19 protein-coding genes are annotated in these 23,445 nt (G+C 68.5%); 8 read left to right on the forward strand and 11 right to left on the reverse strand.

The features are described from left to right. Nucleotides 1–213 precede the first annotated feature (213 nt). From DIE21_RS04900 to DIE21_RS04910, 3 genes are all read left to right on the forward strand, one after another. The gene (locus DIE21_RS04900) at nt 214–1,290 is read left to right on the forward strand and encodes an MBL fold metallo-hydrolase (protein ID WP_124496574.1); all 1,077 of its coding nucleotides are present in this window, start codon (nt 214–216) and stop codon (nt 1,288–1,290) included. Between the two features lie 326 nt (nt 1,291–1,616). Further along, nucleotides 1,617–3,149 carry a DUF6880 family protein gene (locus DIE21_RS04905; RefSeq protein ID WP_311767431.1) on the forward strand — a complete coding sequence of 511 codons (1,533 nt, stop codon included), beginning with the start codon at nt 1,617–1,619 and terminating at the stop codon, nt 3,147–3,149. Between the two features lie 29 nt (nt 3,150–3,178). Then, nucleotides 3,179–3,433 carry a DUF6429 family protein gene (locus DIE21_RS04910; RefSeq protein ID WP_185640627.1) on the forward strand — a complete coding sequence of 85 codons (255 nt, stop codon included), beginning with the start codon at nt 3,179–3,181 and terminating at the stop codon, nt 3,431–3,433. Nucleotides 3,434–3,440: 7 nt separating this feature from the next. On the opposite strand, the gene DIE21_RS04915 is transcribed toward DIE21_RS04910, so the two are convergent. The 6 genes from DIE21_RS04915 to argS all read right to left on the reverse strand — a co-directional run bounded on the left by DIE21_RS04915 (nt 3,441) and on the right by argS (nt 11,562). Then, entirely contained in the window at nt 3,441–5,081 is a 1,641-nt protein-coding gene (locus DIE21_RS04915; protein WP_124496578.1) for an ABC-F family ATP-binding cassette domain-containing protein, read from the reverse strand. 199 nt (nt 5,082–5,280) lie between these two features. Further along, a complete protein-coding gene (locus tag DIE21_RS04920; RefSeq protein ID WP_124496580.1) occupies nt 5,281–6,876 on the reverse strand; it encodes an ABC transporter substrate-binding protein in 1,596 nt (531 codons plus the stop codon). 402 nt (nt 6,877–7,278) lie between these two features. Beyond that, a complete protein-coding gene (locus DIE21_RS04925; RefSeq protein ID WP_124496582.1) occupies nt 7,279–8,052 on the reverse strand; it encodes an SDR family oxidoreductase in 774 nt (257 codons plus the stop codon). 19 nt (nt 8,053–8,071) lie between these two features. Then, complete coding sequence (locus DIE21_RS04930; RefSeq protein WP_124496584.1) at nt 8,072–8,713, reverse strand: thiol:disulfide interchange protein DsbA/DsbL; 642 nt, start codon at nt 8,711–8,713, stop codon at nt 8,072–8,074. Between the two features lie 69 nt (nt 8,714–8,782). Continuing rightward, entirely contained in the window at nt 8,783–9,682 is a 900-nt protein-coding gene (locus DIE21_RS04935; protein ID WP_124496587.1) for an SPOR domain-containing protein, read from the reverse strand. A 98-nt stretch (nt 9,683–9,780) separates the two neighbouring features. Then, nucleotides 9,781–11,562, reverse strand: a complete 1,782-nt coding sequence (gene argS, locus DIE21_RS04940) for an arginine--tRNA ligase (RefSeq protein ID WP_124496589.1) — start codon at nt 11,560–11,562, stop codon at nt 9,781–9,783. A gap of 201 nt (nt 11,563–11,763) precedes the next feature. Between argS and DIE21_RS04945 the strand changes: the two genes are divergently transcribed. Continuing rightward, nucleotides 11,764–12,087 (forward strand): DUF1840 domain-containing protein, encoded by a 324-nt coding sequence (locus tag DIE21_RS04945; RefSeq protein ID WP_124496591.1) that lies wholly within the window; start codon nt 11,764–11,766, stop codon nt 12,085–12,087. A gap of 122 nt (nt 12,088–12,209) precedes the next feature. Here the strand turns inward: DIE21_RS04945 and metH are convergent, their stop codons facing one another. From metH to DIE21_RS04975, 5 genes are all read right to left on the reverse strand, one after another. Next, nucleotides 12,210–14,927, reverse strand: a complete 2,718-nt coding sequence (gene metH, locus DIE21_RS04950) for a methionine synthase (protein ID WP_124496593.1) — start codon at nt 14,925–14,927, stop codon at nt 12,210–12,212. Nucleotides 14,928–14,973: 46 nt separating this feature from the next. Continuing rightward, nucleotides 14,974–16,041: a homocysteine S-methyltransferase family protein gene (locus DIE21_RS04955; protein ID WP_124496595.1), complete on the reverse strand. Its 1,068-nt coding sequence runs from the start codon at nt 16,039–16,041 to the stop codon at nt 14,974–14,976. Nucleotides 16,042–16,303: 262 nt separating this feature from the next. Further along, a complete protein-coding gene (locus DIE21_RS04960) occupies nt 16,304–16,561 on the reverse strand; it encodes a DUF3567 domain-containing protein (protein WP_006477667.1) in 258 nt (85 codons plus the stop codon). A 245-nt stretch (nt 16,562–16,806) separates the two neighbouring features. Then, nucleotides 16,807–18,087, reverse strand: a complete 1,281-nt coding sequence (locus DIE21_RS04970; protein WP_124496597.1) for a DUF3108 domain-containing protein — start codon at nt 18,085–18,087, stop codon at nt 16,807–16,809. Nucleotides 18,088–18,214: 127 nt separating this feature from the next. After that, nucleotides 18,215–19,090, reverse strand: a complete 876-nt coding sequence (locus tag DIE21_RS04975) for an IclR family transcriptional regulator (RefSeq protein WP_185640621.1) — start codon at nt 19,088–19,090, stop codon at nt 18,215–18,217. 126 nt (nt 19,091–19,216) lie between these two features. Between DIE21_RS04975 and DIE21_RS04980 the strand changes: the two genes are divergently transcribed. The 4 genes from DIE21_RS04980 (at nt 19,217) to DIE21_RS04995 (ending at nt 23,253) form a co-directional block, all read left to right on the forward strand. Further along, nucleotides 19,217–20,209 (forward strand): fumarylacetoacetate hydrolase family protein, encoded by a 993-nt coding sequence (locus tag DIE21_RS04980; RefSeq protein ID WP_124496601.1) that lies wholly within the window; start codon nt 19,217–19,219, stop codon nt 20,207–20,209. Nucleotides 20,210–20,318: 109 nt separating this feature from the next. Next, nucleotides 20,319–21,146, forward strand: a complete 828-nt coding sequence (locus DIE21_RS04985; protein ID WP_006755702.1) for an enoyl-CoA hydratase/isomerase family protein — start codon at nt 20,319–20,321, stop codon at nt 21,144–21,146. Between the two features lie 79 nt (nt 21,147–21,225). Beyond that, nucleotides 21,226–22,002 carry a PhaM family polyhydroxyalkanoate granule multifunctional regulatory protein gene (locus tag DIE21_RS04990; RefSeq protein WP_124496603.1) on the forward strand — a complete coding sequence of 259 codons (777 nt, stop codon included), beginning with the start codon at nt 21,226–21,228 and terminating at the stop codon, nt 22,000–22,002. 24 nt (nt 22,003–22,026) lie between these two features. Then, entirely contained in the window at nt 22,027–23,253 is a 1,227-nt protein-coding gene (locus tag DIE21_RS04995; RefSeq protein WP_124496605.1) for a patatin-like phospholipase family protein, read from the forward strand. Nucleotides 23,254–23,445: the final 192 nt, after the last annotated feature.

Below are 23,445 nucleotides of genomic sequence, written 5' to 3' on the forward strand. Positions count from 1 at the left end.
TTCGGTGCATCTTCGCGTAAAGATGCGGGTACGGAACGGATTCTGACACGAACTTTTTTTGCCCGGCTGGCGCCCGCCGGGCACGCGTTTCGCGCGACGGCGATAGAATCGACGCGATGCCCGCCGCGGCCTGCCGCCCGCGCGCGCCTGCACCTGCATTCGCACCTGCATTTGTACCCGCATTTGCACCGATAACGACGAGACACCCCACCGATGAACGCACTGGAACGCCAACTCGACTATCCCTTCGCCGACACGCTGCCCGCCGCGGGCGACACGTTCGAGGTCGCGCCCGGCGTGCGCTGGCTGCGCATGCCGCTGCCGTTTTCGCTCGATCACATCAACCTCTGGCTGCTGCGCGACGAGATCGACGGGCAGGCCGGCTGGACGATCGTCGACTGCGGGATTTCGTCGGACGCGATCCGTACGCACTGGGAACAGATCTTCGACCGGCATCTCGACGGGCTGCCGGTGCTGCGCGTGCTCGTCACGCACTGCCATCCCGATCACTTCGGCCTCGCGAACTGGCTGTGCGAAGGTGGCGACCAAGGCCGCTGGAACGTGCGGCTGTGGATGACGCTCGGCGAATACATGTTCGGCTGCCTGATGGCGGCCGGCAACGGCTCGAACGCCGGCGGCGCGGCCGCGGCCGATCACTTCGCGCGCCACGGCCTGACCGATCCGGCCGCGCTCGACAAGCTGCGCGGCCGCCGCAGCTACTACTCGGATCTCGTGCCGGCCGTGCCGCCGCGCTACCGGCGCCTGCGCGAAGGCGACGCGGTGAAGATCGGTGCGCGCACGTGGCGCGTCGTCACCGGCTACGGCCATTCGCCTGAACATTGCGCGCTCCACAGCGAAGCGGACGGCGTGCTGATTTCCGGCGACATGGTGCTGCCGCGCATCTCGACGAATGTATCCGTGTTCGATCTCGAACCGGAAGCCAACCCGCTCGCTCTGTACCTGGAATCGCTCGGCCGCTACGAGACGATGGCGCCCGACACGCTCGTGCTGCCGTCGCACGGCAAGCCGTTCCGCGGCGTGCGCACGCGCATCGCGCAACTGCGCGCGCACCACGATGCGCGGCTCGACGAAGTGCGCGTCGCGTGCGCGGAAAAGCCGGCCAGCGCGGCCGACATCGTGCCCATCATGTTCCGCCGCCGCGAGCTCGACATCCACCAGATGACGTTCGCGCTCGGCGAGGCGCTCGCCCACCTGAACCTGCTGTGGCTGGCGGGCGAGCTCGTGCGCGAGCAGGGCGACGACGGCGTGATTCGCTACGCGCGGGCCTGAGCATGCGCGTCAGTGCTCGCGAGTCGCGCTCTGGTACGATTTCCGGTCCCGATCTGAATAGCCGCAGCGATCCATGCCTCGTAACGTCTCCCTCGCCGACCTCGTCACGCTCGCAGAAATCCGCACGCTTGCCGACCCGAAATCCTTCGAGCGCGGCAAGGCTTATTACCACGACGGCGCCGTCTCGCGACTGACCGAACGCGACGGCGAGGTATCGGCGACCGTGCGCGGTACGTACCGCTATCACGTCGAATTCGGGGTGGGCGACGACGGCGCACTGGATTACGCGTGCAATTGCCCGGTGGGCGACGACGGTGCATTCTGCAATGCATGCCGTGGCGGTTGCGTTGTCGTGGCTCGAAAACCGCGGCGAGGAAGTCTTTCACGAGACGGAGCGCGAGCCGTCGAAGCCGCGACGCAAGCGCAAGACCCATGTGGAGTTGATTCGCGAATTCTTGACGTCGCTCGACGAGGACGCGTTGCGACAGTGGCTCCTCGACGCGGCCGAGCGCGACAGGTCGTTGCGAGACAGGCTGCTGTTCGAGGCGCGCGCCGCGAATGCCGACGACGTGGCAAGCCTGCGTGCAGCCGTTCGCCAATTGGCGCGCGTATCGCGGCCGCTCGGCTGGGAAGAGGCGCACCTCTACGGAGAAGGCCTGTTCGAGCTTGCCGACATGCTGCGCCGGCAACTGACAGGATCTCACGCCGCGCAGGTGGTCGAACTGGCCGAACAGGCGATTGCCGACGCGGAAGCGAGCCTCGAACAGATCGACGACTCGGACGGCAGCGTGGCGCCGGGGATCGGTGCACTCGCCGATCTGCACCTCGACGCGTGCATTCGGACACGCCCGGATCCGCTGAAGCTGGCGGACCGCCTGTTTCGCCTGCAGGTCGCAGGGCAGTGGGATACGTTCCGCGACGTGCTGCCGGCTTACGCGGAGGTGCTGGGCGACGACGGCGTAGCGCGCTATCGGGAACAGGTCGAGCATCATTGGGCCGCGCTGCCTCAGCCGCCGTCGGGGCGGGACGACGAGCCTGAGCGCGCATCGGTGCGCCTGAACCTCGAGCATGCGATGGAGGCGCTCGCGAAACACGACGGCGACGTCGACGCGCTGATTCGCATCTGGTCGACGGATCTGTCGGCGTCGTACCGGTACGCGCAGATCGCGGAACTGTGCGCGGAGCACGGGCGCTTCGACGAAGGTTTGGCGTGGGCCGAACGCGGGATGCGTGACATGAACGATCGGCACGACGACCGTCTGTTGGGCTTCTGTATCGACGAGCATGTGCGCCGGCGCGATTACGATCGGGCGGACGAACTTGCGTGGCGGCGCTTTGCGTACCATCCGACGGTGGAAGCATTCCGTGCGTTGATGAAGGTCGCGAAGGCGACGAAGCGATACGATGCCGTGAGAGAGCGGGCGATCGGGCATCTGCTGTCTCTCGCGCGAAAGCGGGAAGGGCCGGCGCAGCCTGGCGGGGCCGCGCGGCATTGGGAACCGTCGCCGCGCACGGAGCTCGTGAAGCTGCTGCTCGCGGAGAAGAACGACGCCGCGGCGTGGGATGCGTTTCTCGGCGGACCGATCGAGGCGGGCGTCTGGCCCACGCTGGCGGCGGCGCGCGCGAAGACGCATCCGGAGGACGCGATCGCGCTCTATCGCCGGTATCTGCCGTTCGCGCTCGACCATGGCGCGGGCAACGCGCGGTACGATGAGGCATTCAACGTCGTGCGTGATATTCGCGCGCTGCGAGCCGCGCATCGTCAGCACGCGGCATTCGACGTGGAACTCGAAGAGATTCGCAAGACATACCGCGCGAAGCGCAACTTCATCAAGCTGCTCGCGAAGCTGGACGCGTAGCCCGGCCGCTGCGACGGGAGGAGATGGAAATGGATATCGATCTACCGGCCGTCGACGACGCCGTGCTCGCGCTCCTTTATCTGACGTTGCACGACGGTAATCGGGCGTGGAAAAGTTTCGATTGGGATACGCTGAATCGACTGCATGAGCGCGGGTTGATCGGCAATCCGATCAACAAGGCGAAAGCCGTCATCCTGACCGATGACGGCTTGCGGGAATCGGAGCGGCTCTTCGCGCGGCTTTTCGTCGATTCGGGCGGCACGCGGACGAGCGAGCGACCGTGACCTTCACTCACGCGACGGGTTCGTAACGCCACCCGTCGCGCTGCCATTGCATCGTGTGGGTCGGTTCGAGCGCCGCGAGAAACGCGGTGTCGTGCGATGCGGCCACGATCGCGCCGGGGAAGCCGGCCAGCGCGGCTTCGATCGCGCGCACCGATTCGAGATCGAGGTGATTGGTCGGCTCGTCGAGCAACAGCAGTTGCGCGGGCGTGCCGCGCCACAGCGCGCACGCGAGCGCCGCCTTCAGCCGCTCGCCGCCGCTCAGGCGCTGCACCGGCTGCGTCGCGCGTGCGGCATCGAGCTGCAGCAGCGCGAGCCGGCTGCGCAGCTCGCCTTCGGCGAGCGGCGTATCGAGAAGGCCCAACTGCTCGACGATCGAGCGCTCGGGGTCGAGCAGCGCGAGCCGCTGGTCGAGATACGCGGCGCTCACATGCGTCGTGCACGCACCCGAGCGCGGCGCGAGTTCGCCGGCGAGCAGGCGCAGCAGCGTCGATTTTCCGCAGCCGTTCGGGCCCGTCAGCGCGATGCGCACGGGGCCGCTGGCCGACCACGTGATCGCGTCCGCGTGCCCCGCGGTGCGCCACGGCAACTGCGCGCGCTCGAGCGTGAACAGCTGGCGGCGGGCGCTGACCTCGGTGCCCGGCAGCGACACGAGCACGGGCGCGTCGGCTTCGACGCGCGCGGCCGCTTCCTGCACGTACGCGTCGAGCGTCGCCTTGAATTCGCCCTGATGACGGCGGACCGTTCCCATGATGCCGCGCGCCGCTCCCTTGCGGCTCTGGCGCGCCATCGACGACAGGTTGACCGTCTTCGCATCGCGCAGCGAGCCGGCCGCGTGGCGCTGGATCGTGTCGTGCTCCTGTTCGAGCCGGCGCCGCACGCGCCCGCGCTCGGTGCGCGCATGCTCGAGCGCGGCCTGCGCGGCGTCCTGTTCCGCGTCGCGCTGCGCGCGGTACAGCGCGTAGTTGCCGCCATACGCGCGCACGCCATGCGGCGTCAGTTCGACGATGCGCTGCACGTGCGCGAGCAACGCGCGGTCATGGCTGACGATGACGACGCCGCCGCGCCAGCCGTCGAGCGCCGCGCGCAGCCAAGCGCGGCCCGGCGCATCGAGATGGTTGGTCGGTTCGTCGAGCACCAGCAGGCCGGCCTCCGACAGCAACGCACCGATCAGCGCGACGCGCGCCAGCTGGCCGCCGCTCAAAGCATGCGCCGGCGTGTCGGCGCGCACGTCGTGCAGGCCGGCGGTGTCGAGCGCCGCGCGCAGCCGCTCGGCCAGGTCCCAGCGATCGCCGATCAAGTCGAAATCGTGCGCGTGCGCACGGCCGTCCGCCAGGCGCGCCAGGGCCGCGAGCGGCGCATCGAGCGCGGCGATGTCCGCGACGGTCCGCGTGCCGGACGGTGCGCCGTCGTGCTGCTGCGCGACATAGACGACGGGCGTGTGCCGGTCGATCGTGCCCGCGCCTGGCGTACGCCGGCCCGCGATCAGTTGCGCGAGCAGGCTCTTGCCGACGCCGTTGCGGCCGACGATGCCGGTCGGCGTGCGATCGATGGACAGGTCGAGCGAATCGAACAGCGTGACGCCGTCGTCGAAGCGGAAGGAAACGTGATGAAGCGCGACGAGCGCGCCGGTCGGCGTGGCAGCAGCCATAAGCACCTCCAAAAATGCGTGAATCACTTCGCGCGCGGCGTGCGTCGCACGGCGGCGAAAACATTTCGGGAAGGCTTAGTTGTTCACTTTGGCTGGCGTCCGGTATGAGGAATGAGCGCGCAGTGTAGCAAGCGTGGCGCGCGGGCCGCAAGCGACGGTCGGACGTACCGTCGCTTGCGCGCCACGCGCGCGAGTCGCGTTACTGCACGGACACCGCCGTGAAGCTCTGGCGGCCGAACGGGCTGACGCGATAGCCGCTCACGTTCGCGCGCGTGAGCGCGGCCGCGGTCGGGTAGCCGAGCGGAATCCACAGCGCCTGGTCGTGGATGATCTTCTGCGCCGATTCGTACAGCTTCGCGCGCTTGCCCTGGTCGGCGGTCGACTTGCCGTCGGCGATCAGCTTGTCGAGCTGCGCGTCGCAGAAGCGCGCGAAGTTGATGCCCGACTTCACCGCGTTGCAGCTGAACAGCGGCGACAGGTAGTTGTCCGGATCGCCGTTGTCGCCGGCCCAGCCCATGAACAGCATGTCATGCTGGCCGAGCTTCGCCTGCTTGATCAGCTCGCCCCATTCGATCACCTTCACCTCGGCCTTCACGCCGATCTTCGCGAGGTCGGCCTGCAGCAGTTCCGCGCCGGCCTTCGGGTTCGGGTTCAGCACGCTGCCGGTCGGGCGCGTCCAGATCGTCGTCGAGAAGCCGTTCGGGAAGCCGGCCTGCGCGAGCAGCTGCTTCGCCTTCGCAGGATCGTACGCATACGGCGCGACGTCCTTCGCGTAGCTCCACGTGTTCGGCGGATACGGGTTGTTCGCGGCCGTCGCGGTGTTGTCGAACACGACCTTCAGGTAGGTCGCGCGGTCGAACGCGAGGTTCAGCGCCTCGCGCACCTTGTCGTTGTCGAGCGGCTTCTTCTGCGTGTTCAGCGCGACGAACGCGGTCATGAACGCGGGCGTCTGCACGACCTTCAGCGCGCCTTCGCCCTTCGCGGCAAGCACGTCCTGCGGCTTCGGCGACAGCGCGATCTGGCATTCGCCGGCCTTCACCTTCTGCATGCGCACCGACGGGTCGGGCGTGATCGCGTAGATCAGCCGGTCGACCTTCGGCTTCGTGCCCCAGTAGGTCGGGTTCACGTCGTAGCGGATCAGCGCGTCCTTCGTGTAGCTCTTCAGCACGAACGGGCCGGTGCCGATCGGCTTCGCGTTCAGGTCGGCCTGCTTGCCGGCCTTCAGCAGCTGGTCCGCGTATTCGGCCGAATAGATCGATGCGAAGCCCATCGTCAGGATCGGCACGAACGTCGCGTTCGGCTCGTTCAGCACGAACTTCACCGTGTTGTCGTCGACCTTCGTGACCGATTTCACGAGCTTCACGAGGCCCATCGACTGCGCGTGCGGAAAGCCGCTCGCGCCGGCCACCTTGTGCCACGGGTTCGCATCGTCGAGCATCCGCGTGAACGTGAACACGACGTCGTCCGCGTTCAGCGGGCGGCCCGGCTTGAAGGTGTCGGTAGTCTGGAACGCGATGTTCGGGCGCAGGTGGAACGTGTACGTGAGGCCGTCGGCGCTTGCCTCCCATTTGTCGGCGAGCGCGGGCACGACCTTCTTCGCGGCTTCGTCGTACGACACCAGCGTGTTGAAGATCACGTCGGCCGATGCGTTGGTCGTGACGAGCGAGTTGTACTGCACGACGTCGAAGCCGTCCGGGCTCGATTCCGTGCAGACGGTGAGCGGCTTGGCGGCGACGAGGCCGGGAGCGGCGAGGGCAGCGGCGAGCGCAGCCGCGGCGAACAGCTTGACGTGCATAGGTTCTCCCACGTGACTTGTGATTTTTGCCGGGTGTCGGAATGCGGGCACGGCCCGGTAGCGGGCGGGCCGGCGCGGCTGGCGAACAGCATACCGTCAAAGCGTGCGGCGCGTGAAAAAAGGCGCCGGAACGCGGTGAATTGAGCGACAAACGGCTGCGTTTGCGACGGAATGCGTGTTGGGGCGGCGGTGCGCGGGGGCGGGGGGCGGGAGGCGACGGGGGGGCGGACGGTCGCGAAGGCGGCGGGCGGCGACGAAGATCGGCGGGCGCGGCGGACCCGGCAGGGCAGCCGCAGCAGCGGCGCGCGGCGAGCGGTGCGGCTTGAACGCGGAAAACCGCGCGGCTGCGACGCCGATGAAGCGCCGACCCGGCGCGCATGGCGCGCCGGATACGCGATGAGCTCAGTGCGCGCCGGCCTTCGGCTTGCGCGGCGCCTTCTCGAACAGGCGGTCGTAGAGCCAGCGCGGCAGCACGTGCAGCACCTTCGCGACGACGCCCATCTGCCACGGAATCACGCGGAACGCGTGCTGACGCGCGATCGCACGCGCGGCGTGGGCCGCGAAGCGATCGGCGTCCATCAGGAACGGCATCCGGTACGGGTTGTGCGCGGTCATCGGCGTGCGGATATAGCCGGGCGCGATCGTCACGACGCCGACGCCGGCCGGGCGCAGCTCGACGCGCAGTGCCTCGAGATACTTGATCGCGGCCGATTTCGACGCGCTGTACGCGCCGGAGCCGGGCAGCCCGCGCACGCCGGCGACGCTCGCGACGCCGACCAGCGTGCCGTGACGCGCGGCCGTCATCGGGCCGACGAACGGCTCGAACGTCGCGACCATCCCGTAGTAATTGATGTCCATCACGTTGCGGAACGTGGCGAGGTCGCCCTGGCCCGTGACGGCGCCCTGGCTGATGCCTGCGTTCGCGATCACGACGTCGGGGCAGCCGTGCGCGGCGATGAACGACGCGGCGGCCGTCGCGAGCGCATCGGCGTCGCGCACGTCGGCGCAATAGACGGAAACGGACAGCTTGGGAAAGCGCCGCGCGAACGCATCGAGGGCATCGGTGCGGCGCGCGACGAGGGCGAGCGTGGCGCCCTGGCGGGCGTATTCCTCGGCCATCGCGAGGCCGAGGCCGCTCGACGCGCCGGTGATGAAGACCTTCAACGGAGTAGTCATGCCGGCGCGCGGGCGGGGATCAGAGCTTCTTCTCCTGAACCTGCTTCACGAGATAGTCGAGCACCTGCGCAGTGCCCGGAATGCTGTTCGTGTAAGCCGGGCCCGTCTTGTACTTGCCCTGGACGACGACCGTCGGCACGCCGTCGATCGCGTAGTTCTTCAGCAACTCGGCCGACTGCTTGACCTGGCCCTGCACGCTGAACGAGTTGTACGCGTCCGTGAACTGCTTCTTGTCGACGCCTTGCGTCGCCAGGAAGTCGGCCTGCGCCTGCGGCGTCAGCAGGTAGTTTTTCTGCTTGTGGATCGCGTTGAAGATCGCCGGCGTGACCTTCTCCGAGATGCCGAGCGCCGACACCGCGTAGAACAGCCGCGAGTGCGGGATGAAATCGTCGCGGAACGCGACCGGCACGCGCTTGAAGTCGATGTTGTTGCCCTGCTTCTTCACCCAGGCCTCGACGGTCGGCTCGAATTCGTAGCAGTGCGGGCAGCCGTACCAGAAGAACTCGATGACCTCGACCTTGCCGGCCGGTGCGGACACCGGCTGCGGCGACTTCATCACCTCGAAGTCCTTGCCGGACACCGGTGCGGCAGGCGACGCCTGGGCGAAGCCGGCGGCGGCCAGGCCCAGGGACAGAAGGAGCGTGCTAAGCAGTTTTTTCATGTTGTAGACGTCGAATCAGTTGCTCGGGTTACGAAACGTAACGGGTTCTGCGTGGGCGCGGCCGGTTGCTTACTGCTTCGTGAAACGGATCACCGCCGTGTCGACACCTGCATCGGACAGGCGCTGACGGGCCGAGTTCATATCCTCGAATTTCGAGAACGGGCCGACGCGCACGCGGAAATAGGTCACGCCGCTGACATCGCGCTTCGACACCTTCGACTCGAAGCCCTGGAAGCCCAGCCGCGCGCGCTGCTGCTCGGCGTCGCCTTCCGTCTTGTACGCGCCGACCTGCAGGAAGTAGCCGGTGTTCGCGTCGTTCGCGGTCGGCGGCTTCGCAGCCGCGGCGGACGTCGCGGACGGTGTCGGCTTCGGCGTGTTCGCGGCCAGTTGCTGCTGCTGTTTCTGCGCGGCAGCCTGCTGCGCCTGCTTCTGCGCGGCGAAGCGCGCGAGGTCGTCCTCGCCGCCTTGTTGCTGCTGTTGCTGCGCCTGTTGCGTCTTCTTCGGCGGCGGCGTGTTGTCGGCCGGCTTCGGCGCGACGGCGACGCCGTTGCCCGAGGACGCATTGTTCGATGCGGTGGTGTTGCTCGAGCCGCTGGCGCTGCTGGAGCCGTTCGAATTGCCTGACGGCGGCACCTCGACGATCTGCGGTTCGGGCAGCAGGCCGCCCTGGGTCTGGTTCGCGGCCTGGCCGGGCGCGGTGTTGGGCGGCGCGGGCTGCGCGGCCTGCGGCACCGGCTGGCCGGGCGTCTTGCCCTGCAGCGCGCGGTTCGGGTCGAACTGCTGCGGCTGGCTCGCGCCGTTGTCGGCCGGCGGCGGCGTGACCTTCGACACGAACGGCGACGGCGAACGCGTGATGTAGAGCGCCACCACCACCGCGATCGCGAGGCCGACGATCAGGCCCAGCACGATTCCAAGAAATGTCCCTCCGGCTTGTTTCGATTGCTTCGAAGTTCGGCGTGGTTGTGCCATTGCTTGAGTCACCTGCAAAAAGAATCGTGAAAAGGCTGCGGCGGGCACCCGAAGGCAGGCGCTCCTGCCGTGGCCATTCGCTGCCCGGTTCGGGCCGCTTACATCTTGGCGGGCGCGGACACGCCGAGCACCGCCAGACCATTCTCGAGCACCTGCCGGGTCGCGGCGAGGAGCGCGGCGCGCGCGTTGCGCGGCGCTTCGTCGTCGACCAGCACGCGCTCCGCATTGTAGAACGAGTGGAATTCACCAGCGAGATCGCGCAGGTAGAACGCAACCGCGTGCGGCGCCAGTTCGTTCGCGGCGTGCGTGAGCATGTCCGGATACTCGGCGAGCTTCTGCATCAACGACACGGCCTGCGGGCTCGTGAGCTGCGACAGGTCGGCACCCGGCAGCTGCGCGGCCTCGACGTTGTAGCGCGACTTCAGTTCGTTGAGCACCGAGCAGATCCGCGCATGCGCGTACTGGACGTAATAGACCGGGTTCTCGTCGTTCTGTTTCAGCGCGAGGTCGATGTCGAACACGAATTCGGTGTCGGCCTTGCGGGAGATCAGGAAGAAGCGGACCGCGTCGCGGCCGCGCGTGATGGTCGCCTCGTCGATCAGGTCGGGGGCCGCTTCCTGGCCCGGCACCGCGCCGCCCGACCATTCGATCAGGTCGCGCACGGTCACGTAGCTGCCCGCGCGCTTCGACAGCTTCACTTCCTGGCCGTCGCGCATCACGGTGACCATCTTGTGCAGCACGTAGTCGGGATAGCCCTTCGGGATGCCGATGTGCAGGCCCTGCAGGCCCGCGCGCACGCGCGCGATCGTGCCGTGGTGGTCCGAGCCCTGGATGTTGATCACCTGCGTGAAGCCGCGCTCCCATTTCGTCACGTGGTACGCGACGTCCGGCACGAAGTACGTGTACGTGCCGTCCGACTTGCGCATCACGCGATCCTTGTCGTCGCCTTCGTCGGTCGTGCGCAGCCACAGCGCGCCGTCCTGCTCGTAGGTCATGCCGGCCTTGATCAGCGCGTCGACCGTCTTCTCGACCCGGCCTTCGCTGTACAGCGACGACTCGAGGTAGTACTGGTCGAACTTCACGCCGAACGCCTGCAGGTCCATGTCCTGCTCATGACGCAGGTACGCGACCGCGAACTTGCGGATCGCGTCGAGATCCTCGATGTCGCCCGCGCCGGTGACCGGCTCGCCGTCTTTTGCAGCGACCGTCTCGCGGTTCAGGTAGTCGCGTGCGATGTCGGCGATGTATTCGCCGTTGTAGGCGGCTTCCGGCCAGCCCGCGTCGCCCGGCTTCAGGCCGCGCGCGCGCGCCTGCGTCGAGATCGCGAGGTTGCCGATCTGCACGCCGGCGTCGTTGTAGTAGAACTCGCGGTGCACCGCGTAGCCCTGGCTCGCGATCACGTTCGCGAGCACGTCGCCGAGCGCCGCCTGGCGGCCGTGGCCGACGTGCAGCGGGCCGGTCGGGTTGGCCGACACGAATTCGAGCAGCACCTGCTTGCCCTTTTCGCGATCCGACGTGCCGAACGCGCGGCCCTGGTCGAACACGGCGGCGATCACCGCCTGCTTCGCGGCGGCCGTCAGGCGCAGGTTGATGAAGCCGGGGCCGGCGATTTCGGCCGCGTCGACGAGCCCTTGCGCGGCCGGCTGGGCCGTGAGCGCGGCGACGATCTTCTCGGCGAGCTGGCGCGGGTTCGTGCCGAGCGGCTTGGCGAGCTGCATCGCGACGTTGCACGCGACGTCGCCGTGCGCGGCGACCTTCGGGCGCTCCAGCGTGATGGCCGGGGCGACGAATGCCGCGTCGGCGCCTTTCAGCGCGTGTGCGACCTGCGTGACGCTATCCGCGAGCAGGGCTTCGAGGGTCTGTTTGTGTGCTGGCAGCATGCTGGTAGAAGGCTTCGTTGGTGGCGACCGGAAACGCCGGCCGGCCGGCGCGCTTTTTAAGCGCGCGTTTCAGGGATCGCAGAATTTTAACAGGTGCTAATATGCCGCTCAGGCGCCCCGCGTCCGCGAGGCCGGACGCCGGTCTGCCGGCGTCCCCCCAACCGCGCCGCGCAGGCACAACAAGATGAAAAGGGAATTGTCATGATTACGTTCAAGAGCAAGGCGGCACAGGATCTCGACGTGCTGAAGGATTTCGCCGTGTACGTGCTGGGCCTCGTCGGCAAGCAGCTGGGCGAGCGCGGCGTCATTACGCACGACGAACTGGACCACGCGATCGCGAAGCTGGAAGGCGCCGTCGCGCAGGCGAAGCAGGAGCGCGCCGAGCACGCCGGCCATTTCCACGAGGACGAAACCGACCACGCGCACCACGAAGTGCCGCCGAGCCTGGCGCAGCGCGTCGCACCGTTCCTCACGATGCTGCGCGAAGCGAAGGCCGGCGAGGCCGACGTGCACTGGGGCTTCTGAGCTTCGTTGCCCGGCTGACGCAGATCCTAAGGTTGCGACGGCAAATGAAAAAGCCCGCTCGATGCGGGCTTTTTCATTTTGTCTGACCAGAAAGGCGGCGAGCCGCCCCGGTCGTGCGCGGCTCAGAGCTGCGGCGCAAGCGCGCGGCGCGCGTCGTCGAGCGACAGCGCCATCCGTTGCGCGTAGTCCCCGAGCTGATCCTGACCGATTTTCCCGACCGAGAAGTACGTGCTGTCCGGGTGCGCGAGGTAGAAGCCCGACACGCTCGCGGCCGGCAGCATCGCCAGCGAATCGGTCACGCTCATCCCGATTTCCTCCGCATGCAGCGCGGCGAACATGTCGCGCTTCACGAGGTGGTCGGGGCAGGCCGGGTAGCCGGGCGCCGGGCGGATGCCCGCGTACTTTTCGGCGATCAGCGCATCGTTGTCGAGCGTCTCGCCGCTCGCGTAGCCCCACAGCTCGCGGCGCACGCGCGCGTGCATCGCCTCGGCGAACGCTTCCGCGAAGCGGTCGGCGAGCGCCTTCAGCATGATCGCGCTGTAATCGTCGTGGTCGGCTTCGAACTGCTTTTCCTTCACGTCGACGCCGAGGCCGGCCGTCACCGCGAACATCCCGATGTAGTCGGCCACGCCCGATTCCTTCGGCGCGATGAAGTCGGCGAGCGAGCGGTTCGGGCGCATCACGCCGTCGACCACCGGACGCACGCTCTGCTGGCGCAGGTTGCGCCACGTGAGCAGCACTTCCGAGCGCGAGTCGTCGGTGTAGATCTCGATGTCGTCGTCGTTGACCGTGTTCGCGGGCAGCAGCGAGATCACGCCGTTCGCGGTCAGCCAGCGGCCCTGGATCAGGCGCGCGAGCATCGACTTCGCGTCGGAGAACACGCGCCGCGCCGATTCGCCGACGATCTCGTCGTTCAGGATCGCCGGGTACGGGCCCGCGAGATCCCAGGTCTGGAAGAACGGACCCCAGTCGATGTAGTTCGCGAGCTCGTTCAGGTCGTAGTTCCTGAACACGCGCCGGCCGATGAACTTCGGCTTCACCGGCCGGTAACCCGCCCAGTCGACCTTCGTCTTGTTCGCGCGCGCCTCGGCGAGCGTGACCATCGGCTGCGCCTTGCGGTTCGCGTGCTGGTCGCGGATCCGTTCGTAGTCGGACTTCAGTTCGTCGAGGTACTTCGCCGCGCCTTCGTCCGACAGCAGGTTCGACGCGACCGACACCGAGCGCGAGGCGTCCGGCACGTAGACGACCGGGCCTTCGTAGTGCGGCGCGATCTTCACGGCCGTGTGCACGCGCGAGGTCGTCGCGCCGCCGATCAGGAGCGGGATCTTCTTCACGCGGAAGTAGTCGTCGCGCTGCATTTCGGACGCGACGTACGCCATTTCCTCGAGGCTCGGCGTGATGAGGCCCGACAGCCCGATGATGTCCGCGCCCTCGACCTTCGCCTTCGCGAGGATCTCGTTGCACGGGACCATCACGCCCATGTTGACCACTTCGAAGTTGTTGCACTGGAGCACGACCGACACGATGTTCTTGCCGATGTCGTGCACGTCGCCCTTCACGGTCGCGATGACGATCTTGCCCTTCGCGCGCACGTCGCCGCCCGCTTCCGCGAGCAGCCGCTTTTCTTCCTCGATGAACGGGATCAGGTGCGCGACGGCCTGCTTCATCACGCGCGCCGACTTCACGACCTGCGGCAGGAACATCTTGCCCTGGCCGAACAGGTCGCCGACGATGTTCATCCCGTCCATCAGCGGGCCTTCGATCACGTTGATCGGGCGGCCGCCGGCCGCGGCGATCTTCGCGCGCACCTCTTCCGTATCCTCGACGATGAAGTTCGTGATCCCGTGCACGAGCGCGTGCGAGAGCCGCTTCTCGACCGGTTGGTTGCGCCACTCGAGGTTCTCTTCCTTCTTCGCGCCACCTGCCTTGAACTTGTCGGCGATTTCGAGGAGCCGGTCGGTGGAATCGTCGCGGCGGTTCAGGATCACGTCCTCGACGCGCTCGCGCAGTTCCGCGTCGAGATCGGCGTACACGCCGAGCTGGCCCGCGTTCACGATGCCCATGTCCATCCCCGCCTGGATCGCGTGGTACAGGAACACGGTGTGGATCGCCTCGCGCACCGGGTCGTTGCCGCGGAACGAGAACGACACGTTCGACACGCCGCCGCTCACCTTCGCGTACGGCAGGTTCTGCTTGATCCAGCGGGTCGCCTCGATGAAGTCGACCGCGTAGTTGTTGTGCTCCTCGATGCCGGTCGCGACCGCGAAGATGTTCGGGTCGAAGATGATGTCTTCCGGCGGGAAGCCGACTTCGTTCACGAGAAAGTCGTACGAGCGCTTGCAGATCTCGGTCTTGCGCGCGTAGGTATCGGCCTGGCCCGTCTCGTCGAACGCCATCACGACCGCGGCCGCGCCGTAGCGGCGGATCAGGTTCGCGTGGTGGCGGAACGCTTCCTCGCCTTCCTTCAGCGAGATCGAGTTCACGATCGCCTTGCCCTGCACGCACTTGAGGCCGGCCTCGATCACGTCCCACTTCGACGAGTCGATCATGATCGGCACGCGCGCGATGTCCGGCTCGGATGCGATCAGGTTCAGGAAGCGCACCATCGCCGCCTTCGAATCGAGCATCGCCTCGTCCATGTTGATGTCGATCACCTGCGCGCCGTTCTCGACCTGCTGGCGCGCGACGGCGAGCGCCTCGTCGAACTGGCCGTTGAGGATCATTCGCGCGAACGCCTTCGAGCCGGTGACGTTGGTGCGTTCACCGACGTTGATGAAGAGCGTCCCGGACGTGACGTTGAACGGCTCGAGGCCGGCAAGGCGCATCATGTGATCGGTCATGGCGGTGCGAATTCGTGTGATGTGGGGCGGGCGTTGGGGCGGTCGGTCAGGCGGCGTCGCTGTACTGGCTCGGCCAGCGGCGCGGTTTCACGTCGGCGAGCGCCTTCGCGATCTCGGCGATGTGCTCGGGCGTCGTGCCGCAGCAGCCACCCGCGAGGTTCACGAGCCCGGCCTGTGCGAATTCCTTCAAGAGGCCCGACGTGACGTCCGGCGTCTCGTCGAAGCCGGTGTCGCTCATCGGGTTCGGCAGGCCCGCGTTCGGGTAGCACGACACGTAGGTGTCGCACAGCTTCGCGAGCTCGGCGATGTACGGGCGCATCAGCGCCGCGCCGAGCGCGCAGTTCAGGCCGAACGTGAGCGGCTTCGCGTGGCGCAGCGAATTCCAGAACGCCTCGACCGTCTGGCCCGACAGGATGCGGCCCGAGGCGTCGGTCACGGTGCCCGAGATCATGATCGGCAGGCGCTCGCCGGTGTCCTCGAACAATTCGTCGAGCGCGAACAGGGCGGCCTTCGCGTTCAGCGTGTCGAAGATCGTCTCGACGAGGAACAGGTCGACGCCGCCGTCGAGCAGCGCCTTCGCCTGCTGGTAATACGCGTCGCGCAGCTCGTCGAACGTGACATTGCGCGCGCCCGGGTCGTTGACGTCCGGCGAGATGCTCGCCGTCTTCGGCGTCGGCCCGATCGCGCCCGCGACGAAGCGTGGCTTGTCAGGCGTGGCGTAGCGGGCGGCCGATTCGCGCGCGAGCCGCGCCGATTCGACGTTCATCTCGACGACGAGGTCTTCCATCCCGTAGTCGGCCTGCGCGACCGTCGTCGCGCCGAACGTGTTGGTTTCGACGATGTCGGCGCCGGCCGCGAAGTACTGGTCGTGGATCTCGCTGATGATCTGCGGTTGCGTGAGCGACAGCAGCTCGTTATTGCCCTTGATGTCGCGCGGGAAGTCCTTGAAGCGCTCGCCGCGATAGGCCGCCTCGTCGAGCTTGTAGCGCTGGATCATCGTGCCCATCGCGCCGTCGAGGATCAGGATGCGCGATTTCAGCAGCGCGGGCAGTTCGGCGCCGCGCGTGTAGGGCGCGTCGGGCGGGGCGGAAGCAGCGAGAGGGGTCGCGGACATGGCGGAAGAGCGGCGAAGACGGGAAAACCGTCATTGTAGCCGGTGCGCCGGGGCGTCGCCCGGCCTCGCGCGGTGCGGGCAGCGGTGCCGGCGCGATGCGCGCGGCGAGCATGGTCCGCGCGACGCAGGCGCGCCTGCCGCGCAGGGCCTCCCAAAAGGAAAACCCCCGCCCGGCGAACCGGACGGGGGCTTGGATCGGAGTGCTCGCGGCGCCGCGCCAGCGCGCGGCGAATGACCCGGCGATGCGCCGGGCCGGGAGTGGTCAGTGCAGGACGACGGGCATCATCATCAGGCTGTCGAACTGTCCGAGGAATTCGTCCACTTCGTCGAGCGACGGTTCATCCTCGATCAGCTGTTTCACGTGCGCGCGGAATCGCTCGGCAAGCTCGCCGTCGATGAAGATCTCGCGCTGCGCGTTCTTGTCGACGATTTCGTATCCGCCGGCATTCATCAGATGGTGACCGGCCTGCGGCGCAAATTCGACGACGCAGTAGTTGGGGCTGTTGTAGATCATTTGCATGGCGGCACTCCTCTTCGCAGTGGCATCTGGCCTTGTTGTCCCGTAGGTGGGGCAGGCCTTGCCGGTTTCAAGGGGCTTGCGCTGCACACCCCGTTCTCCCGTTTGCGTGGGGTGTATCGGGTTAGAAGCCGATGTCTATCAAACGTTTCTTATTGTGATCCGGTGCACTGAAATAGTTGTTAAAGAGTGTCATCGGCCATTTCGGCGAGACCTTTAGTCGGTCGAAATTGCCGATTGGTCGATCGTCACGGCGCGGACGGCGTCGATGCTGGCGGTGCAGCCGCGGGCGCGGACGGTTGCACGTCGGCCGGCGGCGCAGGTTGTGCCGGTTGTGCCGGTTGTGCCGGCTCCGCGGCCGGTGCGGCGGCCGCCGGCGCGCTGGCGGGCGTGTTTGTTGCGCGTTCTGTCGCGCCGTCGGCCGGGGCGCCCGGCGGGGCGAGCCGGCCGTGCCACAGCAACTCGATCTGCGCGCCGTTCGGTTCCGTCTGCACGAGCCGCGCGGGCAGCCAGCCGAGCGACGGCGCGAGCCACATGTCGATGCGGCGCGTGTCGCCGTCGCGGCGCGGCAGCCGCATGAAGTGGCGTGCGCGGACGATGCCGGCCTGCGTCTGCACGTCCTCGTCGCCGATCACGGTGATCGGCCAGGTCTCGCCGCTGTTGTTGTCGATCACGAAGAACTGTTGCGTGACGCCCCGCTCGTACGCGGACGGATTGCCGCTCACCAGCCCCGACAGCTGCATCAGCATGCTGAAGCGATCCTGCACGCCGTCGGGCAGCGGCGCGTTGTTCGGCGTGCGCGTGAAGACGACCTGGCGGATCTCGCGGTTGAAGATCGCGATGTCCTCGGGCCGTTTGCCGCGCTTCTCGACATAACGGGCGGGCGCGACGCCGAATGCGTCGATGCGGCCTTCGCTGCGGTAGGCGAACGGACCGACGAACGGCACGGGCATCGACACCGACAGGTCGTAGGTGTGTCCGTCGGTGCGCCAGTGGATCGTGCCGATCATGTTCTGCATCCCGTTGTAGAACGTATCGTACTGCAGGTCGCCGGACGGCGGCGCCGTGAACTTCACGCCGCTCGTCGCAGGGCCCGGCGTCGCGGCACTGCCGGCGCCGCCGGCCGATGCCGCGTGCGCGCCCGATGCGCCTGCCGTGCCGCTCGCGGCGGCGGCCGCGGCCGGCGGCGGCTCACCGTGCTCGGCCGTCTGTGTCGACGTGAGGACGGGCTCGGGCGACGGCGCGGGCTTCGGTGCGGCGGGGGCCGGCTTTGCCGGCGCAGGCTCGGCCGGATGTTCGGCCGGATGTTCGGCCGGCTTTGGCGCGGGCTGGCGCTCGATCGGCCGTGGCTTCAGCAGCTCGATCTGCACCGGTATCTCGGCGGGCGCGGGCGGCGTGAACGATTCGCGGTTGCGCGTCAGCCACAACGCCGCGAGCGCGTGCAGCACCAGCACGACGACGAGCGCGATGCCCGCGCGCAGCCAGTGGCGGGGCAGGGCATGACGAGGACGGGTGTCGGCAGGCGGCATCGGCGAAACGGAACAGGGTTGGGGCGGTCGTGGGGGCGTGCGCAGCGCACGTCACATCCGTCGGACCGCCGGCTGCGCCGCGCGTTCGCGGTGCAGGGTTTCGCACGGGTGGCGCGCGCCTCGCGTGTCAGGCGTCGCGCGCGTCCGGACTATAGCCGAGTTCGTAAGACAGTTTTTGCGCGCACGCACGCAGCGCGGTGTCGATCTCGCCGCCCCACGCGATGTCGAACGAGCCTTCCTGGCCGAGCGCGACGATCGCGAGCGCGAGTTCGCCGACCGCGTCGAACACCGGCATGCAGAACGCGTGAATGGTGGGCAGCAGCATCCCCTCGACACGCGCGGCCTGGTGCGCGCGCACCTCGGCGAGCACCGCGTCGACCTCGTCGAGCGTGCGCGGGCCGCCGTGATGCGGCGAGCGGCGCGTATCGGCGAGTTCGCGTTCGAGCATCGCCGCGGTCTTGCTGCGCGGCAGGTACGCGGCGAACAGCAGGCCCGTCGCGGAGCCGAGCAGCGGCATCACGTCGCCGAGCTTCAGCGACGCCTTCGCCGGATGGCTCGATTCCATCCAGTGCACGATCGTCGGCCCCTGGTTGCCCCACACGGCGATGCCGACCGTCTGGTCGAGCCGGTCGCGGAATTCGGTCAGCGCGATCCGCGCGAGCTTCACGCCGTCGACGCGCGCGAGCCGCGCGAGCCCCATCTGCAGCGCGAAGCCGCCGAGCTCGTAGCGGCCCGACACGGGATCCTGCGACACGACGCCGAGCCGCGAGAAGCTGACCAGGTAGCGGTGCGCCTTCGCCGGGCTCATGCCCGCGCGCTGCGCGAGGTCGCGCAGCATCATCGCGCGCGGCTCGCTCGTCAGCACGTCGAGCAGGCGGAAGCCGACCTCGATCGACTGGATGCCGGAGCGCAGCTTCTCGCCGCCTTCGCCGTGCTCGCCGGCGCCGGCGTCGTCGGTGTCGGAATCAGCGGGATCGTCGTCGGGAAGCGGGCTGGCAGGCATGGGTAACGGGGGCGCGACAAGGCGGCAAGGGTCGGACGAAAGCGGCACGCACGATCGTGGCACGCCGCACGGATTCACCATCGTAAAATAGATTCCCTCCATCGTCACTACAACGGCAGATACCCCATGAAACTTGCATCGCTGAAGGACGGCACGCGCGACGGCCAGCTGATCGTCGTGTCGCGCGACCTGCACACCGCGGCGATCGCCGATGCGATCGCGCCGACGCTGCAGCGCGTCCTCGACGACTGGGCGTTCTATGCGCCGCAACTGCGTGACCTGTACGACGCGCTGAATCACGGCCGCGCGCGCAACGCGTTCGCGTTCGATCCGGCGAACTGCATGGCGCCGCTGCCGCGCGCGTTCCAGTGGGCCGACGGCTCCGCGTACGTGAACCATGTCGAGCTCGTGCGCCGCGCGCGCGGCGCCGAGATGCCGCCGGAGTTCTGGACCGATCCGCTGATGTACCAGGGCGGCAGCGACGACTTCCTCGGCGCGCGCGACGACATCGTGTGCCCGTCGGAGGAATGGGGCATCGACTTCGAGGCCGAGGTCGCGGTGATCACCGGCGACGTGCCGATGAGCGCAACGCCCGACGACGCGCTGAAGGCCGTGCGGCTCGTCGCGCTCGTGAACGACGTGTCGCTGCGCAACCTGATTCCGGCCGAGCTCGCGAAGGGCTTCGGCTTCTTCCAGAGCAAGCCGGCCACCGCGTTCGCACCGGTCGCGGTGACGCTCGACGAGCTCGGCGATGAATGGCGCGAGGGCCGCGTGCACCGGCCGATGATCGTTCACTGGAACGGCAGGAAGGTCGGCCAGCCCGACGCGGGCACCGACATGGTGTTCCACTTCGGCCAGCTGATCGCGCATGCGGCGAAGACGCGCAACCTGCGTGCCGGCTCGATCGTCGGCTCGGGCACCGTGTCGAACAAGGACGCGAAGCGCGGCTACTGCTGCATCGCCGAGAAGCGCTGCCTCGAGACGATCGAGCACGGCGCGCCGCAGACCGAATTCATGCGCTACGGCGACACCGTGCGCATCGAGATGTTCGACGCGGCCGGCAAGTCGATCTTCGGCGCGATCGAGCAGGCGGTCGCGCCGCCCGACGGCGCGGCCTGACGCAGCCGCGAAGCCCGGCCCCGGCCCGCGCGCCGGGTTTCGCCTGATGTTTGCCCGCGCGGGCTTGGCTACACTCGATTCAAGCGTTTCAGGAACCCGGGAGCTGCGCATGGCCGATCTCGCCGCATACGGCGGTTACGAAGCACTGAAGGTGACGCGCCGCGAGCATGGTGTGCTCGACATCGTGATGAGTGGCGAGGGCGCGAACCGCAGCGGCCTCGCGACCGCGAACGAGCGCATGCATCGCGAGCTCGCCGACATCTGGCGCGACGTCGACCGCGATCCCGACACGCGCGTCGCGGTGATCCGCGGCGAGGGCAAGGGTTTTTCGGCGGGCGGCGATCTCGCGCTCGTCGAGGCGATGGCGAACGATTTCGACGTGCGCGCCCGCGTATGGCGCGAGGCGCGCGACCTCGTCTACAACGTGATCAACTGCAGCAAGCCGATCGTGTCCGCGATGCACGGGCCGGCCGTCGGCGCGGGGCTCGTCGCCGGGCTGCTCGCCGACATCTCGATCGCCGCGAAGGATGCGCGCATCATCGACGGCCATACGCGGCTCGGCGTCGCGGCCGGCGATCATGCGGCGATCGTGTGGCCGCTGCTGTGCGGGATGGCGAAGGCGAAGTACTACCTGCTGCTGTGCGAGCCGGTGAGCGGCGAGGAGGCCGAGCGGATCGGCCTCGTGTCGCTCGCGGTCGAGCCGGCCGACCTGCTGCCGAAGGCGTACGAAGTGGCCGAGCGGCTCGCGCACGGGTCGCAGTCGGCGATCCGCTGGACCAAGTACGCGCTGAACAACTGGCTGCGCAGCGCCGGGCCGACGTTCGATACGTCGCTCGCGCTCGAATTCATGGGCTTCTCGGGGCCCGACGTGCAGGAAGGCATCCGCTCGCTGCGCGAGCGGCGCCCGCCCGACTTCCCCGGCGACGCACCGTTCTGACGCGCGCTATGATCGAACCCAGGGCGGCCGCGCGACCCGTGCCGGCCGCTTCGCCCACCCAGTCAACCAGGATGCCCGTATGACGACCGATGCCCCCGGCTCCAATCCTTTCGCCGGCTTTGCCGGTTTCAAGCCTGCCGACATGCTCGACCGGATGTGGGACATGATGCGGATGTCGCCGTTCGGCGGGATGGCGTCGTTTCCCGGCGCCGCCTCGGGGCTGCCGCCGTCGCTGTCGAGCATGTCCGACATGATGGCGCCGCTCACGAGCGTCGAGGAGCTCGACAAGCGGATCACCGATCTGCGCGCGGTCGAGCAGTGGCTCAAGCTCAATCTCGGAATGCTGCAGTCCGCGATCCAGGCGCTCGAGGTGCAGCGCGCGACGCTCGCGACGCTGCGCGCGTTCGGCGCGTTCGCACAAAGCTCGATGTCGGCCGCCGAGGAAGCCGCGGTCGCGGCCGCGCAGGCGGCTTCCGCGTCGCGCGCCGACACGCGGCAAGCGCCGGACGCCGCCGCAGCCGCTGCCGCGGTGGACGCATCGCCGCCAGGCGACGTCGCGCCACAGGCGTTCGACCCGGCCGGCTGGTGGAACCTGCTGCAGGCGCAGTTCAACCAGCTCGCGAGCCTCGCGATGACGCAGCCGGGCGCGCAGTCCGCGGCGCCGGGCGAGGCGCCGCCCGGACAGGCCGCACCGACGGCGCGGGCGGAACCGCCCGCACCGGCCGCGGCGGCCGCCGCCGCGCCGCGCAAGCCGGCCGCGAAGCGTGCGAAGCCGGCCGGTTCGGCGGGTTCGGCCGCGGCGCGCGCGGCAGCCGCTTCGTCGCCCGAAACGCGTCCGCCGAAGCGCTCGACGTGACGCGAGCCGGATAGCAGGTCGATCATGCGGCTCGCGCTCGTTCTGATGGGCGGCGGCGCACGCGCCGCCTACCAGGTCGGCGTGCTGAAGGCGCTGGCCGAGATCTCGCGCGAGGCCGATCCGTACCGGCACACGGTGCCGTTCACGGTCGTATGTGGATCGTCGGCCGGCGCGATCAATGCGACGTCGATCGCGAGCCACGCGGACGACTTTTCGCACGGCGTGCGGCGTCTGCTCGAATTCTGGGAGCCGCTGCGCGCGGACTACGTGTATCGCACCGACTGGCTCGGCATCGCGGCCGCGGGCGCACGCTGGCTCGCGACGATGAGCTTCGGCTGGGCGGCGCGCCGTTCGCCGCGCGGACTGCTCGACAACGCGCCGCTCGCGCACCTGCTGCAGCGCGAGCTGAGTTTTCACCGGATCGAGCAGATGCTCGAGGCCCGCCTGCTGCACGCGCTCTCGATCACGGCGCTCAGCTATTCGAGCGGCCGGCACCTGACCTTCTACCAGGCCGCCGAACCGATCCAGGCATGGCGGCGCGCGCAGCGCACCGCGCGGCTCGTCGACCTGTCGGCGTCGCACCTGCTCGCGTCGTCGGCCATTCCGTTCGTGTTTCCTGCCGTGCCGCTCGTGCTCGACGGGCAGATCGAGTACTTCGGCGACGGGTCGATCCGGCAGGTCGCGCCGCTGTCGCCGGCGATCCACTTCGGCGCGGACCGGATCGTCGTGATCGGCGCGGCCGATCCGCGCCCCGAGATTCCCGCCGCGAACGGATCGGGACGGGCACGCGGTTATCCGACGCTCGCCCAGATCGGCCAGCAGGTGCTCGCGAGCGTGTTTCTCGACTCGATCGGTTCCGACATCGAGCGCATCGAGCACATCAACCGGATGATCGAGCACCTGCCGCACCAGGTCGAAGTGGACAGCGGCTGGCGGCACGTCGACGTGCTCGCGATCGCGCCGTCCGAGCGCATCGAGCTGATCGCCGCGAAACACCTGAAGCAGATGCCGGCGACGATGCGCGGGCTGCTCGGCGCCATCGGCGGCAGCCAGCCGGCCGGCGCGTCGTTCGCGAGCTACCTGCTGTTCGAGGAAGCGTTCACGCGCGAGCTGATCGAGCTCGGCTACCGCGACGGGCGCGCGCAGCGCGACACGCTGGCGGAATGGATCGCACGGGCCGACGGCGGCAGCGCGCCGGCGGCCGGCACGCCGCCGGAAGGCGGTATCGCGACGGGCGAAATACGGGTCTGACGCGCGTGCGGCTCGCCCGAAACGGGCTCGAGACAGGCCTGGAATGGATCCGGCTTACAATCCAGCTTACATATCGGTTGCGTTTTCGCCACGCCGGCCCGCGACCGATCGCCGCACCCGCCGTTGGCGGCGCGCGACTGGGTCCGCGTCTCGGAACCGTCATGGGCGCGTGCTATCATGGCCGCCGCCGTA

Origin of the sequence: Burkholderia sp. Bp9140 (assembly GCF_003853425.1) — a bacterium.
Lineage (GTDB): Bacteria > Pseudomonadota > Gammaproteobacteria > Burkholderiales > Burkholderiaceae > Burkholderia.